Origin of the sequence: Enterobacter sp. E20, assembly GCF_000801755.2 — a bacterium.
In the GTDB taxonomy this organism is placed as follows: domain Bacteria; phylum Pseudomonadota; class Gammaproteobacteria; order Enterobacterales; family Enterobacteriaceae; genus Enterobacter; species Enterobacter asburiae_B.
The window spans coordinates 1,142,860-1,160,674 of sequence record NZ_CP012999.1; the positions used below are offsets into that span (position 1 = coordinate 1,142,860).

The 17,815-nt window shown below is 57.5% G+C and carries 19 protein-coding genes; 7 read left to right on the forward strand and 12 right to left on the reverse strand.

What is annotated here, in order from left to right; all coding sequences use genetic code 11:
• Positions 1 to 45 precede the first annotated feature (45 nt).
• Both NI40_RS05285 and NI40_RS05290 read left to right on the forward strand, forming a co-directional pair.
• Positions 46 to 1,110: an efflux RND transporter periplasmic adaptor subunit gene (locus tag NI40_RS05285; protein ID WP_039264028.1), complete on the forward strand. Its 1,065-nt coding sequence runs from the start codon at positions 46 to 48 to the stop codon at positions 1,108 to 1,110.
• A 9-nt stretch (positions 1,111 to 1,119) separates the two neighbouring features.
• Positions 1,120 to 4,275 carry an efflux RND transporter permease subunit gene (locus NI40_RS05290; protein ID WP_039264029.1) on the forward strand — a complete coding sequence of 1,052 codons (3,156 nt, stop codon included), beginning with the start codon at positions 1,120 to 1,122 and terminating at the stop codon, positions 4,273 to 4,275.
• On the opposite strand, the gene NI40_RS05295 is transcribed toward NI40_RS05290, so the two are convergent.
• Entirely contained in the window at positions 4,205 to 5,326 is a 1,122-nt protein-coding gene (locus tag NI40_RS05295) for a YbdK family carboxylate-amine ligase (protein WP_039264031.1), read from the reverse strand. The genes NI40_RS05290 and NI40_RS05295 overlap by 71 nt on opposite strands.
• A gap of 105 nt (positions 5,327 to 5,431) precedes the next feature.
• On the opposite strand from NI40_RS05295, the gene NI40_RS05300 reads away from it, so the two are divergent.
• The gene (locus NI40_RS05300) at positions 5,432 to 6,322 is read left to right on the forward strand and encodes an oxidoreductase (RefSeq protein ID WP_039264032.1); all 891 of its coding nucleotides are present in this window, start codon (positions 5,432 to 5,434) and stop codon (positions 6,320 to 6,322) included.
• Here NI40_RS05300 and NI40_RS05305 read toward each other — a convergent pair.
• Entirely contained in the window at positions 6,319 to 7,113 is a 795-nt protein-coding gene (locus tag NI40_RS05305) for an AraC family transcriptional regulator (protein ID WP_039264033.1), read from the reverse strand. The two genes, NI40_RS05300 and NI40_RS05305, sit on opposite strands and share 4 nt — an antisense overlap.
• Before the next feature lie 76 nt (positions 7,114 to 7,189).
• On the opposite strand from NI40_RS05305, the gene NI40_RS05310 reads away from it, so the two are divergent.
• From NI40_RS05310 to NI40_RS05320, 3 genes are read left to right on the forward strand one after another with little or no spacing between them, the layout of a single operon-like run.
• Positions 7,190 to 9,172, forward strand: coding sequence for an FUSC family protein (locus NI40_RS05310; RefSeq protein ID WP_045142935.1), 1,983 nt, complete (start codon positions 7,190 to 7,192; stop codon positions 9,170 to 9,172).
• Positions 9,165 to 9,380 (forward strand): DUF1656 domain-containing protein, encoded by a 216-nt coding sequence (locus NI40_RS05315; RefSeq protein ID WP_039264034.1) that lies wholly within the window; start codon positions 9,165 to 9,167, stop codon positions 9,378 to 9,380. Before NI40_RS05310 ends, NI40_RS05315 begins: the two co-directional genes overlap by 8 nt.
• Positions 9,377 to 10,240 carry an efflux RND transporter periplasmic adaptor subunit gene (locus NI40_RS05320; protein ID WP_039264035.1) on the forward strand — a complete coding sequence of 288 codons (864 nt, stop codon included), beginning with the start codon at positions 9,377 to 9,379 and terminating at the stop codon, positions 10,238 to 10,240. Before NI40_RS05315 ends, NI40_RS05320 begins: the two co-directional genes overlap by 4 nt.
• A 16-nt stretch (positions 10,241 to 10,256) precedes the next feature.
• Here NI40_RS05320 and NI40_RS05325 read toward each other — a convergent pair whose 3' ends face one another.
• The 9 genes from NI40_RS05325 to NI40_RS05355 form a co-directional block, all read right to left on the reverse strand.
• A complete protein-coding gene (locus tag NI40_RS05325) occupies positions 10,257 to 10,682 on the reverse strand; it encodes a VOC family protein (RefSeq protein ID WP_039264037.1) in 426 nt (141 codons plus the stop codon).
• Position 10,683: 1 nt separating this feature from the next.
• Complete coding sequence (locus NI40_RS05330) at positions 10,684 to 11,277, reverse strand: hypothetical protein (protein ID WP_039264038.1); 594 nt, start codon at positions 11,275 to 11,277, stop codon at positions 10,684 to 10,686.
• A 111-nt stretch (positions 11,278 to 11,388) separates the two neighbouring features.
• Entirely contained in the window at positions 11,389 to 11,799 is a 411-nt protein-coding gene (locus NI40_RS05335; protein WP_039264103.1) for an Imm63 family immunity protein, read from the reverse strand.
• 69 nt (positions 11,800 to 11,868) lie between these two features.
• Positions 11,869 to 12,288, reverse strand: a complete 420-nt coding sequence (locus NI40_RS05340; RefSeq protein WP_039264039.1) for a helix-turn-helix domain-containing protein — start codon at positions 12,286 to 12,288, stop codon at positions 11,869 to 11,871.
• Positions 12,285 to 12,596, reverse strand: coding sequence for a type II toxin-antitoxin system HigB family toxin (locus tag NI40_RS05345; RefSeq protein WP_039264040.1), 312 nt, complete (start codon positions 12,594 to 12,596; stop codon positions 12,285 to 12,287). The genes NI40_RS05340 and NI40_RS05345 overlap by 4 nt, the downstream gene beginning before the upstream one ends.
• A 394-nt stretch (positions 12,597 to 12,990) precedes the next feature.
• Positions 12,991 to 14,538, reverse strand: coding sequence for a hypothetical protein (locus NI40_RS22500; RefSeq protein ID WP_071884814.1), 1,548 nt, complete (start codon positions 14,536 to 14,538; stop codon positions 12,991 to 12,993).
• Between the two features lie 252 nt (positions 14,539 to 14,790).
• Positions 14,791 to 15,246, reverse strand: coding sequence for a hypothetical protein (locus tag NI40_RS05350; protein WP_039264041.1), 456 nt, complete (start codon positions 15,244 to 15,246; stop codon positions 14,791 to 14,793).
• A gap of 27 nt (positions 15,247 to 15,273) precedes the next feature.
• Positions 15,274 to 15,381: an ash family protein gene (locus NI40_RS24460; RefSeq protein ID WP_157843315.1), complete on the reverse strand. Its 108-nt coding sequence runs from the start codon at positions 15,379 to 15,381 to the stop codon at positions 15,274 to 15,276.
• A 304-nt stretch (positions 15,382 to 15,685) separates the two neighbouring features.
• On the reverse strand, positions 15,686 to 16,570 hold the full coding sequence (locus tag NI40_RS05355; protein ID WP_039264042.1) for a LysR family transcriptional regulator: 885 nt from the start codon (positions 16,568 to 16,570) through the stop codon (positions 15,686 to 15,688).
• Between the two features lie 109 nt (positions 16,571 to 16,679).
• On the opposite strand from NI40_RS05355, the gene gstA reads away from it, so the two are divergent.
• A complete protein-coding gene (gene gstA, locus NI40_RS05360) occupies positions 16,680 to 17,315 on the forward strand; it encodes a glutathione transferase GstA (protein ID WP_039264044.1) in 636 nt (211 codons plus the stop codon).
• Positions 17,316 to 17,362: 47 nt separating this feature from the next.
• Here the strand turns inward: gstA and NI40_RS22510 are convergent, their stop codons facing one another.
• Positions 17,363 to 17,629 (reverse strand): hypothetical protein, encoded by a 267-nt coding sequence (locus tag NI40_RS22510; RefSeq protein WP_071884815.1) that lies wholly within the window; start codon positions 17,627 to 17,629, stop codon positions 17,363 to 17,365.
• Positions 17,630 to 17,815 lie beyond the last annotated feature (186 nt).

Consider the following 17,815-nt stretch of genomic DNA (forward strand, 5'->3'; position numbering starts at 1 on the left):
TGGGAGAGGGCCGGGGTGAGGGGAACACATCTGAGGTACCTCTTAATGAAACTCCCACTCCTGTTCGCGCTCCTCGCCTGCACCCTGCAACCCGTATTCGCTGCCGCCATCCCCGTTCGTGTCGCCACCGTGGAGCAGACCGCCCACGCCGCCGAGCGCCAGATCCCGGGCCGCATCGAAGCCATCCACACCGTTGAGCTGCGCGCGCGTACCGAAGGCGCGATCGCCAAAATCCACTTCCGCGACGGGCAGTACGTGAAAAAAGGCGACCTGCTGTTCGAGCTGGACGACGCCGAGCCGCGCGCCGCCCTGCGTCTGGCGCAGGCTGAGGTGAGAAGCGCCGAAGCCACGCTGCGCCAGGCGCAGCAGCAGCTGTCCCGCTTTGAAAGCCTGGGCAGCAGCAACGCCATCAGCCGTCACGACGTGGACAACGCCCGCATGCAGCGCGACGTCGCCAGCGCGGCGCTGGAGCAGGCCAAAGCCCGTCTCGAAACCCGTAATGTCACCCTGAACTACACTCGCATCACCTCACCGATTGACGGCCGCGTGGGGCACCGCCGGTTCCACGTCGGCAGCCTGGTCAACCCTGCCAGCGGCGTGCTGGTGGAGGTGGTGCAGCTCGATCCCATCCGCATCGCCTTTGCGCTGGAAGAGGGCGCGTTTGCCACCAAAGCCGGACAGCATGCGGATATCAGCGCCATGAAGCAGGCCTGGCAGACGTTCATTGACAGCAACGGCCAGCGCGTCAGCGGCGAGCTGACGTCCGTGGACAACCGCATCGATCCGCGCACCGCCAGCGTGATGCTGCGCGCCGAGTTTGCCAACCCGCGCCATCAGTTGCTGCCCGGCGGCAGCGTGAACGTGACGCTGCGCCCGGCCAGCGAGCAGCCGGTTCTGACCCTGCCCGCCGCGGCGGTCCAGCAGAACGGCGACGGGTTCTTTGCCTGGGTGGTTAACGCCGACGGCAAAGCCGAAATGCGCCCGCTGAAGGTCGCCGGACAGATCGGCCAGCAGTTCCGGATTTCATCCGGCGTGAAGTCCGGTGAGCGAGCGATTACTGACGGCGCGCAGCGCGTGCAGCCCGGCGCGGCCGTCCAGATACTGAATTAAGGAGCCATCATGCTGACGTTTTTCATCAAACGCCCGCGCTTCGCGATGGTGATTGCGCTGGTCATCTCCCTGCTGGGGGCCATTGCGCTGAGAATTATCCCGGTGGAGCAGTACCCGCAGATCGCGCCGCCGGTGGTGAATGTGTCTGCCAGCTGGCCGGGCGCCAGCTCGGCTGACGTGGCGGAGGCTATCGCCACGCCGCTGGAGACGCAGCTGAACGGCGTGGATCACATGCTCTACATGGAGTCCACCAGCTCGGACGAAGGCTCGTATAGCCTGAACATCACCTTCGCGGCGGGCACCGATCCGGACCTCGCCGCCATCGACGTGCAGAACCGCGTCTCGCAGGCCGTGGCGCAGCTCCCGACCGAAGCGCAGCAAAACGGCGTGCAGGTGCGCAAGCGCGCCACCAACCTGATGATGGGGGTAAGTCTTTACTCACCGGACAACACCCATACGCCGCTGTTTGTGAGTAACTACGCCAGCACCCAGGTGCGCGAGGCGCTGTCGCGTCTGCCGGGCGTCGGGCAGGTGCAGATGTTTGGCGCGCGCGACTACAGCATGCGCATCTGGCTGCGTCCGGACCGCATGAACGCCCTGAACGTCACCACCGACGACGTGGCGCAGGCGCTGCGCGAGCAGAACGTGCAGGGGGCGGCAGGCCAGGTCGGCACGCCGCCGGTGTTTAACGGCCAGCAGCAGACCCTGACCATCAACGGCCTGGGGCGCTTAAACCAGGCCGAAGACTTTGCCGACATTATCATCCGCGCGGGCGAGATGGGCCAGCTGGTGCGCCTGAAGGACGTCGCCACCATTGAGCTCGGCTCGCGCAGCTACAGCTCCGGCGCGCAGCTGAACGGGCACGACTCCGCCTATCTCGGCATCTACCCGACGCCGTCCGCCAACGCCCTGCGCGTGGCCGACGCGGTGCGCGCGGAGCTGGATCGCCTCTCGACGCGCTTCCCGGACGACCTGGTCTACGAGGTGAAATTCGACACCACCTCCTTTGTGGCCGCCACCATTAAAGAGATCGGCGTCTCGCTGGCGCTGACGATGCTGGCGGTGGTGGTCGTGGTGTCCCTGTTCCTGCAAAGCTGGCGCGCGACGCTGATTGTCGCGCTCGCCATTCCGGTATCGCTGGTGGGCACCTTCGCGGTGCTCTACACGCTCGGCTACTCCGCCAACACGCTCAGCCTGTTCGCCATTATTCTGGCGCTGACCATGGTGGTGGATGACGCCATCGTAGTGGTGGAGAGCGTCGAAACGCTGATGGCGGAAGGGCAGAGCCGCACGGCGGCGACCGCGCTGGCGCTGCGCCAGATCGCCGGGCCGGTCATCGCCACGACGCTGGTGCTGCTGGCGGTGTTTGTGCCGGTAGCGCTCCTGCCGGGGATTGTCGGCGAGCTGTACCGCCAGTTTGCGGTGACGCTCTCCACCGCCGTCACGCTCTCAAGCCTCGTGGCGCTGACCCTGACGCCCGCCCTGTGCGCGATGCTCCTGCGTCCGCGCCCGGTGCAGCCCGCGGCGATTTTCCGTGGGTTCAACCGGGGGCTGGAGGCCACGCGTGGCGTCTACACCCGCATCGTGACTGTCTTCAACCTTCGCCCGTGGCTGGCGCTGCTGGCCACCGCAGGCGCGGCGGCCGTGGTGGCGTTCAGCTTTACGTCGATGCCAAAAGGCTTCCTGCCGCAGGAGGATCAGGGCTACTTCTTTGCCAGCGTTCAGCTGCCGGAGGCGGCCTCTCTGGAGCGCACCGAAGCGGTGATGACCACGGCGCGCGAACTCATCGCTAAAAATCCGGCGGTGGAGGACGTGATTCAGGTCTCCGGATTTAACATTCTCAACGGCACCAGCGCCTCCAACGGCGGGTTTATCTCCATCATGCTGAAGGACTGGAGCGAGCGTCCACCGCTGGACGAGGTGATGGGTACCCTGCAGCGCCAGCTGCTGGCCCTGCCGGAAGCAACCATCATGACCTTTGCCCCGCCGACGCTGCCGGGGCTGGGCAACGCCTCCGGCTTCGACCTGCGCATCCAGGCGCAGGCGGGGCAGAGCCCGGCGGAGCTGGAGCGCGTGACGCGTGAGGTGCTGGCGAAAGCCAACCAGCACCCGCAGCTGAGCCGCGTGTTCACCACCTGGAGCAGCAACGTGCCGCAGCTGACGCTGACCGTTGACCGCGAGCGCGCCGCGCGCCTCGACGTGCCGGTGTCGCGCATTTTCAGCAGCCTGCAAACCGCCTTCGGCGGCACGCGCGCCGGGGATTTCAGCGTCAACAACCGCGTCTACCACGTGGTGATGCAGAACGAGATGCAGTGGCGCGAGCGCGCCGGGCAAATCAGCGAGCTGTTCGTGCGCAGCAACAGCGGCGAGCGGGTGCGCCTGAGCAACCTCGTCACCATCACGCCGACCGTCGGCGCGCCGTTCCTGCAGCAGTACAACCAGTTCCCGTCGGTGTCGGTGAGCGGCTCGGCGGCGGACGGGGTGAGCAGCAGCACTGCGATGGCGGCGATGGGCGAGCTTCTGGCGCAGAATCTGCCTGCCGGGTACGACTACGCCTGGAGCGGCATGTCGTACCAGGAGCAGCAGACCGGCAACCAGGCGATGTGGATCGTGCTGGCGGCGGTGGTGATGGCGTGGCTGTTCCTCGTTGCCCAGTATGAGAGCTGGACGCTCCCGGCGAGCGTGATGCTCTCGGTGCTGTTCGCCATCGGCGGGGCGCTGGTCTGGCTGTGGCTGGCGGGCTATGCCAACGACGTGTACGTGCAGATAGGTCTGGTGCTATTGATAGCCCTCGCCGCCAAGAACGCAATTCTTATCGTGGAGTTCGCCCGCGCGCGGCGCATGGACGGAATGGCGATTGTCGATGCCGCGCGGGAAGGGGCATCGCGCCGCTTCCGCGCGGTGATGATGACCGCCGTGTCGTTCATTATCGGCGTATTGCCGATGATGCTGGCGACCGGGGCGGGTGCCCAGAGCCGCCGCATCATCGGCACCACGGTGTTCAGCGGCATGCTGGTGGCGACCGTGGTGGGGATTGTGTTTATCCCCGCGCTGTTCGTGCTGTTCCAGCGCCTGCGCGAGTGGGGCCACGGCCTTACGGACTCGTCGCCCACAGCTCGCAGTGCTTCTGAACCAGAGAAATCAGCGAGCCGCCGTCGGCGATAAACTCCCGCATGCGCTGCGCCTCGCTCTTGCCCTGCTTTAACAGCAGGGCAATTTCATTGATTGCGCTCGTCGCGCCGAGCTTCTCGGCCGACGGCGCAACCTGCTCCAGCAGCCACGCAATGTCTTCCGCCACGGTTTTGTGCTCGCCGGTGTGCACGTCCGTCAGGATCCCCTCCAGCCCGTAGCGACAGGCCTGAAAACGGTTAAAGCGGTACAGCAGAAAATCTTTTTCCTGATGCTTATAGGGCCGCGCGGTCAGCAGCCAGTGCGACGTCGCCTGGATAAGCCCGGCGATGTTAATGGCGTGGCCGAGCGTCAGCGGCGTATCCATCACCCGCACCTCGACGGTGCCGAAGTGCGGGCTGGGGCGAATATCCCAGTGCAGATCCTTAATGCTGTCGATCATGCTGGTCGAACTCAGGCGGCGGAACAGCCCCTCGAACTCCTGCCAGCTGTTGACCCACGGCATCTGGCCGTTATCCGGAAATCCCGAGAAGATGTTGAGCCGCGACGAGGAGAACTTCGTGTCCGTGCCCTGCATGTACGGCGAGGCCGCCGCCAGGGCGATAAAGTGCGGCACGAATCGCGACAGCCCGTGCAGCAGGTAAATCGCGTCGTCCCCGGTTCGGCAGCCGACGTGCACGTGCTGGCCGAACACCGTCGCCTGCAAAATCAGGTAGCCAAAGCGCTCCAGCGTGACGTTATAGCGCTCGTCGTCGCACACCTCCTGCCGCTGCCACTTCTGGAACGGGTGAGTCCCGCCGCCGCAGATCTGGATATGCTGCTCCGCCGCCGCGCGCAGGATGCTCTGCTGCATCACCGAGAACTGCGCCGCCGCCTGGTCGATGTTCTGGCATACGCCGGTGGCGATTTCGAGCATGCTTTCGGTGATATCGTGTTTGACCTCGCCGCCTTTGATGTCGTCTTTGACGGCGGCGATGAGCGCGGAGGAGTCCTGGCTCAGATCGTAGCCCGGCGGGTTAACCACCTGCAGTTCGAGTTCGATGCCGAGGGTGAAAGGTTCAGAGGACTTAAAATAGGGTAAAGGCATGGCGCACTCCGTTGTCTGTAGTGTGTTGAGTATAGACAACGACGTGGCGCTCACTTTTCAGGGTGGTATAACTGTTAGCAGGCTTAGCGAAAAGGGGAGTTAACCATGTCTGACAATCCAGTGATTGCGCTGATTGGGCCTGGCGCAATTGGTACCACCATCGCCGCGGTGCTGCATGACGTTGGCCGCACGCCGCTGCTGTGCGGGCGCACCGCGCACGCGGAATTACGCCTGCGCCACGACGAGGGTGAAACCGTGGTGCCCGGTCCGGTATTAACCGATCCGGCCGTCATCAGGCAGCCAGTGGATCTGGTTTTCATCGCAGTGAAAACTACCCAGAACGCCGACAGCGCCGGGTGGCTGCGCGCCCTGTGCGATGAAAACACCGTGGTCTGCGCCCTGCAAAACGGCGTGGAGCAAAAAGCCCAGCTTGAGCCGTGGGTTAACGGCGCGACGGTGCTGCCGTCGGTGGTCTGGTTCCCGGCCCAGCGCGAGCCGGATGCCTCCGTCTGGCTGCGCGCCAAACCGCGCCTGACCCTGCCGGACGTGCCGCAGGCGCAGCGGGTGGTGGAGGCGCTTCGCGGTACGCGCTGCGCGGTTGAGCTCTCGACAGATTTCGCCTCCGTCGCCTGGCGCAAGCTGCTGCAAAACGCGGCCGCCGGGCTGATGGTGCTTTCTAACCGCCGCGCCGGGATGTTCAGGCGCGAGGATATCAGCGAGCTTGCGCTGGCCTACCTGCGCGAGGGGCTTACCGTCGCCCGCGCCGAAGGGGCGAAGCTGGATGATGACGTGGCGCAGGAGATCCTGGCGAACTTCCAGCGTGCGCCTGAGGACCTGGGCACGTCGATCCTGGCCGACCGCCAGGCCGATCGCCCGATGGAGTGGGATATCCGCAACGGCGTGATCCAGCGCTACGGCCGCAAGCACGGTATTGCGGTGCCCATCAGCGATGTGGTGGTGCCGCTGCTGGCGGCGGGGAGCGAGGGGCCGGGCTAACGGCCGCTGTTTTTCCGTTCGGCAAAATAATGGGCGGGCGTGCTGCCCATCGCTTTTCTGAACATGGTGATAAACGCATTCACCGATTCATACCCGAGCGTTGCCGCCACGTTCTGGACGGGCACGCCGCTTGCCAGCTCCCGCAGGGCAATAATCAAATGCAGCTGCTGACGCCATCGCCCGAAGCTCAGCCCGGTCTCGCGCTGCATCAGGCGGGCAAACGATCGCTCGCTGAGGGCGAGCCGTTTCGCCCAGTCCTTCAGGGTGCTTCTGTCCTCAGGACGGCTGACCAGCGCGTCCGCCATGGCGCGAATTTTCGGATCGGTTGAGACCGGCAGGCTTAGCTTCTGCTGCGGCATGCTGGCGAGCTCGTCAAGCGTGACCCGGGTCAATCTGGCGACGTGGCCGTCGGGGGGATAATCCACGCCCTCGCGCGTCAGACGATCGACCAGCTCCTTAATCAGCGGCGAGATCGCCAGCGTGCAGCATCTCTCCGGCAGCGCCGCCGCGCCGGGCTCAATAAACAGATAGTTGAGATGCGCGTTCCAGGTCGCTTTGGCGCTGTGCGGGATCCCGCCGGGGATCCAGACGGCGCAGTCCGGCGGCACGATCCAGATGTCATTTTCCGCGTAACAGCTGACCGCGCCGTATCGGGCAATAATCAGCTGGCCCTTGCGGTGGGTATGCACCGGCACTTCCGCGGCGTAGTCCACGAAGTCCAGATGACGCGCCACCGCCGGGCTGGCGGTAGAGTCGGGGTCATACAGCGTAGTAGCGGGTTGAGGATTCACGTTTCTGGCAACATTTAGGTATTTTTTGACAGAATAGAGTATTTAAGCGGGTCTGCAAGCCGGTAATAATCCCGGCATGAAAAACATCTTCTCTCATCCCGTGCGTCTCCCCGCCGCGCTGCGAAACGATGCGGGCGCGCTGATCTACTCTGCGAAGAGTTTTGCCGCGGCGATGCTGGCTTATTACATTGCGCTGTCGATCGGCCTCGAACGCCCCTCGTGGGCCATTATTACGGTTTACATCGTGTCGCAGACGTCAGTCGGCGCATCGCTGAGCAGAAGCCTCTACCGGCTGGCCGGTACCGTGGCGGGTGCCAGCGCGACCGTTGTGATTGTGCCTGCCTTCGCGAATACGCCAGTCCTTTGCAGCGCGGTGCTGACGGGCTGGATCGTATTCTGCCTGTGGCTCTCCCTGCAGGAACGCACGCCCCGGGCTTACGCGTTTGTGCTGGCGGGCTACACCGCGAGCCTGATTGGTTTTCCGGCGGTGTCCGATCCCGGCGGCATTTTTAACGTCGCCATCGTCCGCGTGCAGGAGATCGCGATTGGGATTTTCTGCGCGGCGCTGATCCACCGCTACGTGCTGCCCGCGCGCGTATCGGGCCAGTTCAACGCTAAGCTATCCCAGACGCTACAGGCCGCGCGCGGGCGGGTGGCGGATACCTTAGCAGGTAAACCTGACGCGGCTTCCGGCCCGCTGCATCTGGCCCTGGCGCTGCAGTTCCTGCAGGGCATCAGCCACCATATTCCGTACGATTTTGCCCTTTCAGCCCCGGTGCGGCAGGACAGAAAAGCGATCCACGACCGGCTGGCGCGGCTGGTTATCGTCAACTGTGAACTGCACGATCGCCTGCCAGCGAGCGGAACCCTGCCCGCCGACGTGCAGGCGTTGATGGGCGACGTTCAGGCCTGGCTTACCGCTGAAGGCGCTGATGCCGGCAGTACGGCAGAGTCGCTGCGGCTCCGCTGTGCGCTTCTCATCGATCGGTATGCCGCGCAGGCGCAGACCTTTGACGACGCGCTGCAGGTCAGTTTTATCCGCTACCTCTCGGAGGCGATCGCGCTTCTGCAGCAGTGCGAACGTCTTTCCGGGGCCATCCACCGTGCAAAACCCGTGTTTGGGGAGGTGCAAACCCGCGCGGTGAAAGGATACGTTTTCCACCGCGATCCTCTTACTGCCGCCCGCACGGCGCTGGGGGCTTTCGCCATCATCCTGAGCGGCTGTCTGGTCTGGATCTTCTCGGCGTGGCCGGATGGCGGTACGGCGGTTTCGATACTCGGCGTCTGCTGCACGCTGTTTGGCAGCTTCGACACCCCGGCGCCGCATATCGTGAAATACATCATTGGCTCATTCTGGGGCGTGGTCATTAGCCTGTTCTACAGCTTTGCGCTGCTGCCGCAGGTAAGCGATTTCCCGGTGCTGGTGGCGGTGCTTGCCCCGGCGTATCTGCTGGCCGGGTCGCTTCAGGCGCGCCCGCCCACCACGTTTATGGCGATGGGCATCACCCTGACGCTGCCCATTCTGTGCGAGCTGGGGGCGCACTACAGCGGAGACTTCGCCGTTGCGGCCAACACCGCCATCGCGCTCTTTGCCGCCACCGGCTTTGCCGTCGTCAGCATGAGCCTTCTGCAAACCGTGCGGGCGGACGGCGCCATCGCGCGTCTGCTGAACCTCTGCCAGCGCGACATTCGCCGCAGCGTGAAGGGCACGCTGCGGGTTGATGAAACGCACTGGATCAACCTGATGATGGACCGAACCGCCCTGTTACTGCCGCGCCTGCCGCGCAGCGCGCGCGCGCCGGAGCAGGCGCTGGATCGACTGTTACACGCGCTGCGTCTGGGGCTGGCGGTCATGCATTTACGCCGCAGTGACGCACCGCCCGGCAGGGAGGTTGACGCGCTTTTTCATCGGTTAAACGCCGCGGACCGCCACGCCTTACGCGAACGCATCGCTGCCCTTATCGCGCGCCATCTGCCTGCGGCAGATGAACACGCGCGCCAGTTGGTCTTCAGGCTGGTGGATCTGCACTGTGCATTACGGGGGCCAGACCATGGTTAACGATCTCAATATCGGCGGCGTTTTTATTCCGGGGCTGCTGATGGTCGCCCTCGCGGCGCTGGTCTGCACGCTGGGCCTCGTCGCGCTTTTCTCGCTCAGCAGGCTCTACCGGCGCTTGCCGTTTCGCCCGCTGATGGATATTTCAACCTGGATTGTCACCTTTTTCCTGCTGATGCAGGGTCTGATCGCGTTGGGGTTATTGTCATGAAATCACTGCTCTCTTTACTGGCTCGCTATGCGCTGACGTTGAGCGCCGTCGCGGCGGCCACGCTTCTGGCGTTTATGATGTGGAAACACTACGCACAAACGCCGTGGACCCGCGACGGCCGCGTGCGGGCGGACGTGGTGCAGATTGCGCCGGACGTCTCCGGGCCGGTCATCAGCGTGGCCGTGCGGGACAATCAGTGGGTGAACCGGGGCGATGTGCTTTACACCATCGATCCGCGCTGGCTTAAGCTGGCGGTGGTCAGCGCGCAGGCGGACGTCGAGTCGAAACGCCATGAGATGCTGATGCGCCAGGACGCGGCCCACCGACGCACGCTGATTAAAAACGCCATCTCGAGCGAGGATTTACAGCAAACCGGCAGCGCGGCGAACGTCGCGGCGGCCAATTATCACGGCGCGCTGGCCGCGCTGGATCTGGCAGAGCTGAATCTGGCGCACGCCACCGTGCGCGCGCCGGTCTCGGGGTACGTCACGCACCTGCGGCTTCGCCCCGGAGACTACGCGACGGCGGGGGAGACGAAGGTCGCCATTGTTGATGCCCACAGCTTCTGGGTAGTGGGGTACTTTGAGGAGACCAAGCTGCGCCATATTCGCGTCGGGGATGCCGCGCAGGTGGTGCTGATGGGTTACGAGCCTGTCATCACGGGCCATGTGGAGAGCATCGGGCATGGGATCGGGGACAGCAACGATGAGGCGGGCGGGCTGGGCCTGCCCGACGTCGAGCCCACCTTTAGCTGGGTGCGCCTGGCGCAGCGCGTGCCGGTGCGCATTCATATCGACAGGTTGCCGGAGGGGGTTGAGCTGGTGGCGGGGCTGTCGGCGAGCGTGGCGGTGGGGCGGTAGATAAGGATTGAAGCGACTATTCCTTTTCTACAAACTTATCGGCTTCAGGAGAGTAATGCTGATAAACGCATGCGAGCTTATGCCCGTCAGGATCGCGCAGATAGGCAACATAAAAGTCGGGGCCGTACGCGCTTCGCGTACCAGGCTCGCCTTCATCCGTTCCTCCCGCAAGGAGGCCAGCTGCATGGAACCGTCTGACAAGATCCGCGTTATCTGCACTGAATGCGAACATTGTCCCGTTTCCCGCCGTCGCGGGCTGCTGGTCAAAAGGAGGACAAAGACAGAAGCTGAAGCCCTCGCCGGGATTATTTTCATCTCCCCACATTGCCCAGCTTTCAGTCCATGCCGGCAGACGTGAATAGCCCAGAACGTTAAAAACTGCGTCATAAAAATTCACGGAGCGCTGAAAGTTGTTTGTACCTATTGTGATATAAGCCAGCATCTTATGACTCCCGTCCTTCAATATTCGATTTAACAGCCTTCAGCGTCCTTTTACGGATCCAGCCGCTTCCCGCCCGTATTATCAGCCAGTAAGCCGACATTTTTAGTCGAGTGCGTCTGTCCGGACAATAGATGAATGTTTCCGTAGAGAGCTCATGTTTGCCGGGCGCCAGCTCCGTTACCTTGTAGCGCAGCAACAGTTTCGCGCTGCCCGGCTCGGCTGGGGTCTGAAAAGCACTGGCATCCGGCACGTTTTCAAGACCGAAATCGGTACGCCAGAATTGCCCTCTTAAGCCATAGCAGAGCTCAGATGCAGAGTTCTTCAAAAGGGTAAAACTGTGCAAACCAAAGTTGCCGATCGACTGTGGCTTCTGGTTGCGCAGAAATTTTTGCGGTATTTGACGCAATGACATTAACCGCTGAATCACGGCATCTTGCCGGACGTCAAAGCTGGCAATCATCGGCAGAATATTTTCAGGGCGGCTAGTGTGAATGACCGTCAGGTGTTTTTCATGAAACTGGAACTGGGGGAGAAAAGCGGGAACATCCTTCCACTGAGCAAGCGCTTTGCGGGTAACGAATCCTGGGTTAAGCATCTCTCTTCCTTGTCATCCCTTGCGTCCTGCCAGAGTAACAGATGGTGTGTTGCAGGCAATTACCAGGAAAAGAGAGGGCAACAGGGAAGTAAATGTAACGAGCCGGTTGGGTTAACCACGTTCGCTTCTTTGCGAATGGAGGAGCTCAGTGATTTCTTTGCGCTTTCTTGTTGCCCATTCAGGTTTGATAGAGAGCATTAAACTGTATTGCCTTCTGAAATAAACCTCTCTAAATTCTCGTTCAGATGAATGGCTTGCTGCATAGGTTGAGGCCATCCCCGCCACAGCACTATCCACAAACCAATACAGAATTTCATCGTCACTGAGCGTTACTTTTCGCTGTATCTCAAGGCCTCTTTCACTGACGATAAAATGATATTCTTTGCCATGAATTTCAAGATAGGGAGTTGCAACCCCATCGGGTTGGTCAGGGATAAAGAAGTAATGGTTTGACCTTGTGCCTCCCCCTAGTTGCTCACCTATTTTTAGAAGCTCGTTTCGTAGTTCTTCAATTGTTTTCATAAACAGCTCTTTGTTCTTGTATGTAAACGACGCATTATCGCGGATTGGGTACAAAGCGCCTGCTCTCGATCACTTCCCGACAAACGCACTCACCGGCAAACCAAAACGCTTCGCCAGCGCACGCATATGATCCAGCGTTAACGTGCGCTGTCCATTAAGGATTCGACTCACCAGAGACTTCTTGCCAATTTCGTTCTCGAAGTCGCTCTGAGTGAGTTGGTATTGATCCATCAGCGTTCGCAATAACGCAACGCCTGACGGAATGCGGGCAACACGCGCGTTAAATTCCGCAAACTCCGGAGACTCGTTTTCGTACTTATCGATTTTTGCGGTGAGCATATCTACCAGCGGGCTATCGGGTTCGTGTTCGACCAGATACTCCACCAACGCCAGCGCATCCTCGTAATCATGCCGCGACGGGCTTGAGCCCAGGAAAGGGAGCGCGTTTGTCAGATCGTTTGCCGCTTTGATGGCTGTTGCATAATTCATTCTTTCGTTCTCCGGTAGAGGTCCGTGAGCTTGTCATATTCTGCGTGTGTGCTGATGTGTTTGATGAAAATCTTTCCTCGCTCAAAATCAGCAAAAAACATCACTCTTAAATGCCCGCCACCCACATCAATGACCCACCATTTCTCCCGGTACTTCATCCTGTCCAGGCTGGGGAAGCGTTTTCGCATATCGTCCGGTGACGGGTAATGCTCCTTTTTTAGTACCCGGTAAAGATCGTCCAGGGCTTGTGCTTGATTAGGAAATTGTCTGGTAGCCGCGTCGAAAGGCGCTCTTGAGACGACGTGCATCCTTGCCCCTTGTTTCCAGGATGGAAACATTATAGATGGTAGGTGGTGAGTTGACAATGTGGAAACTCCAATGGGCTGCAGTTTCAACATGCTCGTGATTACGGCGCTCATGTATTGAGTACGAACACTTTAAGAGGTGGTGGTGAGAGATTAAAGTGGATGGTATGGATCGGCTTTGGGTATTTGTTTGATTTGCGTAGCGTATTCAGGAATTGTTTGGTGAGAAGGATTTCTGCGGGTGATGGTTTTTCTTATAGCAGTGTATGGACGTGTGTGGAAGATGCGCCCGCTTTGTGCCAGAAGCAGACGCTTTATTATTGATGAAAAGATTATCTGACATAGATCTTATGTTGTTAGGATAATATATTTACTGCTGGCTTATTACCTCCTTTGATTAATTTTTTCGGAAGTAATTTAAATCACCTTTAAGCCAGCGTTTGTCAATAATGTTATTTCTAATTCTTTCAATATAATCACATTCAAATTTTGATAGTCTGAGTGAAATATTATCACTTACAACACCATCAACAATAGTAACATAGCAGCACTCATATAAATAATCGCACCCGTATTTACATAAAGGCATAACAATATGAGGATCCACTCGCTCATTGAAAGAACAAATCGATCTTGGTTTCTTGTGTGCGGCGACCAGAGAATTCACTGAAAATACATTCGAGCAAATAGCGCAAGTTTCACTTTCTTTATTTTCAAAAAGCCAACTTCTCAATAATCGCTGCTCTTTTCGCGATATGCTTGTAGTTTCAGTATCCGTTCCCTCGGCACATGCTGCTAATAATTTGCATTTATACTCCTCATATCTATCCAGGGCGATTTCACTTGCAAAATATTCATTTTGCAACAAGGTGTATGTGTAACTTTTCCGAATGGATTTATCAGCAAAAATAAGTGGTGAATTTAGTATTGCTTTATCTATGTTGGGTTTGCTATAACCCCTCCGCTCAAGAAAAGACTTGACCTCTACGAAACTAATGGCCTCTTTATTTTGCATGTAATTAATAATATCGATTTCTATATCTCTTAAGTTAGCAGCTGCTAATGTTAACTTTACAGCATAGCCATCAAACTCAGTGAACCGAGACGATTCAATATATTTTTTTAAAACATTTGCGGGAGGATATATAGCACCTTTAGGTGGGGTTCTTCGTTTAAAAGCATTCAATAGTACAATAGAAAGCGTGTCAATATTAACAACATCAGCGATGTTTTTAATTTTCCCTAAATTGTTAATTAGAGTGTTTTCTCTTTCTTCTACGATATACCAATAGTCGCCATTAATATTCGATAACCAAATGTCATCCCGAGAACGAATTATATCTAATAATATTTCTTTGTAAGTCACGCACTCTTCATTATTTTTAAGGAAAGTTGAAAAGTTTGATATGCCAACCAGCCCTGGGGAAGTTCTTATTTTACGTGTGGCTTTTTTTATATAAGGGAGTTCTGATGATTTTAATATATAAAGGTTTGTTTCAGAATCAATTGATTGCCTGCTTGAAGGAAGAAGTTTGTTAGTGTATATATTATATTCTTCACAGACGTTCAGGTGATGCAGTAAATTTAATATTCCCTTTATGCTAAATGAGGTTGGGACTAAATTTCTCTCCCTTAGTTTTATTGTTGTATCTTCTACAGTGGAACATCTGTTTGACTCAATTATTGTATAAACCTCATGCGTTATAGGTAGGTCAGATATAGTTACTTTACTTGTGAATTTTTCTTTGATTATTTGCCTTGGTCTTTCCGAACGACGTTTGTCAGAGTCGCCAACATTAAATCTGATTGCAGCATCATCTAATGTTGGCCACATTTCCTCTCGGAAACCAAAATAAAATAAAATTAACTCAATATCTCTATATTTAGTGTCATTGTCACGCATCGTCCGGTGTAAAAAATTCACCAATTCATCTTCAATGTTCATGGTTTATTACTATAATGTGTTGAAAATATAACTTTATCAAATATTTAGCCTGTGTCAACTCTAATGCTTTTATCGTGTAATGTTATCGACATTGTTAAAAAATGAACTATATAATTATCTGCGATAATACTTAAAATGTTTTTGCAGTCCATTCTTTGCTCTTAACGGAAATCCAACAAACAACATTGTATTTTGCACAAGGCCAAAATCCTGCTCTTTACGCAGCAGAACCCCGGCCTCCCATCACCCGCCTCAGTGCGCTGTGATATACGGCTCCTTCACAAACTCCGCCAACAGCCAGACCATATCATGCAGCAGTCCGGTGAGTTCTTTCGCCACGCTCACAGGCAACGTCCCGCCCATAACCGCCAACGTTAACGCTACGGCATAGTCCACCTGTAGCGTTGTCTCTTGCCAGCAGTCCGGCACGCAGGAGGCAATCTTTTCTCCCGCAATCAGTTGTTCAACCAGATGCGAAGGCAGTTCGACATTGCAGCACTCCCGCAGCCGCTTAAGCGCAGCCAGTAATCGCTTACAGAGTGTGGCAAACGTCACCGCGTCGTCAGTTTCCACCAGCACGCTGACATACGCAGTGCAGGCGTCAGCCAGTTCGAAGAGATTCGCAGAATCGGGAAGTTGCAGGTGGATAAGGTGATAAACAGCGCTTTCTTCAGTGAGCGCGTAAGAAAATCCAGGGATAGTAGCCATAAGGCATCCTCTTTATGCAAAAAAATATTAACCGCCCGATGAGTTCCTACGCTCAGAGGGGGTAGCGCTGACGGAGGTAGGAATACCGTGCATAAAGAAAAACGGCCAGCCTTTCGGCTGCTCCGTCAGCGCCACCGTGATTCTAACGGGATATGCGCTGTCGCGACAAAAAATATCGCTTTATGCTAACGGGTTCCTACGCCCGGTTACGGATGTGCCGCAACGCAGGCACTTTACGGCGGCGAAAAAGGGAAGGAAAGGGATCACCCTGAATTACATAAGGTTGCTTGAAAGTTTGCGAGGCGGCTTCCAGAAGGGCATTGCCGGGAGGCGGCTACGCCTTACCCGGCCGGCAAAACCGCCAACCAACCCGCGACACAACCCGTAGGCACGCGCAAGCGCAGCGCCGCCGGGCACAGTTTGCACCGCCGTTACTCCTTCACGCAGACCTTTTCATTTTGAGCAATCCTTCTAATAACGCCTGCGTCGCGCGGGAGGATTTGCCAGCCTGCGAACAAACCAGCCCAAACTCCCGGTACAGCGAAGGCGTCACGGGCACGACGCACAAGCCGCGTAATTCACCCGGCAGGGCGGATTCAGGTATCAGCGCGACGCCCATGCCTTCGCGTACCAGCAGGCAGGCGCTGATCCAGTCGCGGACGGTCACCCGCACGTCAGACAGCTGTAAGCCAGCCAGTTCCATCAGGCTTTTTCCATTGACGGCACAACCGCCCGTTGCGAGCACGAAGGGCTGGTCTGCCAGTTCCTCAAGGGTGATGCCGCGCGTACGTGCATAACGAGCCTGACGGTGGCTGGCTGGCAGCACCGCGACCCATGCATCCTGCCCTAAGATCGCTTCAGCACGCCCGGGAACAGGGTTCATGACCACGCCCACATCAGCCGTATCTGCTGCCAGCCACTCTTCGACCTCCTGGTCCGTCCCTTCCAGTACGATCACCTCGATTTCAGGATGCAGGCGCTTAAAATCCCGCAGCAGCCCGGGCAAAAATGTGGATGTCACCGAAGGAAAACTGGCAAGACGAATGCGTCCGCCGCTCAGCCCCCGGCTCTCATCCGCCAGTGCACGGATGGCATCCAGCCGTGCCAGCATACTCCTTGCTTCTTTGACAACCCGTTCACCCAGCGACGTTACGCCGATGTGGCGCCGCTCTCGCGTGAATACCGCAAATCCTAATGAGGCCTCTAACTGAGCGATCGCCTGGCTGGCGCCCGACTGCGTCATACCGACCTCTTCAGCGGCACGGGAAATATTACTGGCATCGGCCACTGCAACCAGCAAGCGCCAGTGTAAAAGATTCATCATGGATATCAGTAGCTCAGCTAATAGCTATTTTATGAATCATTAATTTTACAGTGAGAATGGCTTTAAGCACAGTGTATGTAAATCACACAACCGCATTAACGGAGAGATCATGAAACTCTATTACGCCCCGGACACCTGTTCACTCTCACCCCATATCGTGCTGCGCGAACTGGCGATTGAGTTTGAACTGGTTAAAGTGGACAACAGGAGCAAGCTTACCGCTGACGGGCGCGACTTCCTGACCATCAATCCTAAAGGTTATGTCGCTGCGCTTGAACTGGATGACGGGAAAATCCTGACCGAGGGGCCAGCCATTTTGCAGTACCTGGCAGACCTCAAGCCAGAAAGTGGGCTGGCACCGCGAGCAGACGGCTGGGAGCGGGTACGGCTTCAGGAATGGCTTAACTTTATCACCAGCGAAATACACGCGGGATCGGCACCTCTTTTTAATCGTGCGCTGCCCGAAGAGGCCAAATCGATTTTTCGTGAGAAGCTGTTCAGGCGGTTCGATTTTCTTCAGGAAACGTTCTCCGCAAGCGCTTATCTGACGGGAGCATCTTTCAGCGTGGCGGATGCCTATCTTTTCACCGTGCTGGGATGGTGCACGTTCTTCTCAATTGAACTCAACGACTGGCCCGCGCTACTGGCGTACAGGGATAAAATCAGTGCCCGACCCGCGGTGCAGGCCGCATTACGTGCGGAGGCGTCTAGGTCTGCGTATTCCGGCGCAGGTATTCATGCCTGAAGCTCGAGGCAAGTGAGGATGTGGAGCCAGGATGCGTTAGCATACTGTCACTCTGCATCTGATTGCCTGGCGCTTTTCACGGCATCCTGCTTCCCCGGATTGCATTGCTGTTTTGTTCCTGGAAGATAAAATTTTCCCGACGCGTCCGGATTTGTTCCGCCCGGACAACCCGCACGGCCCGGAGCTGAGACGGTGCCATCCGAACCGTTTCCTCCATCAGAACCGTTTCCGCCATCCCCACCATTGCCGCCATCGGCAGCATTTACAGCAAATGCGCCCAGTAGGAGCAAAAATGCAATAACTCGTGTAGTCATCAAAACCTCCATTGTTCAGGGTATTTCAAGGCATCTTGCCAGCCTGGATTCAGCATCTCTCTTCCTTGTCATCCCTTGAGTGCAGCCAGAGTAACAGATGGTTTGCGGCAAACAATTACCAGGAAAACGTAGTACCGAAGCGTGCATCAACATGACCTTTACCGTTCCAGGAACCGACAGAGGCTG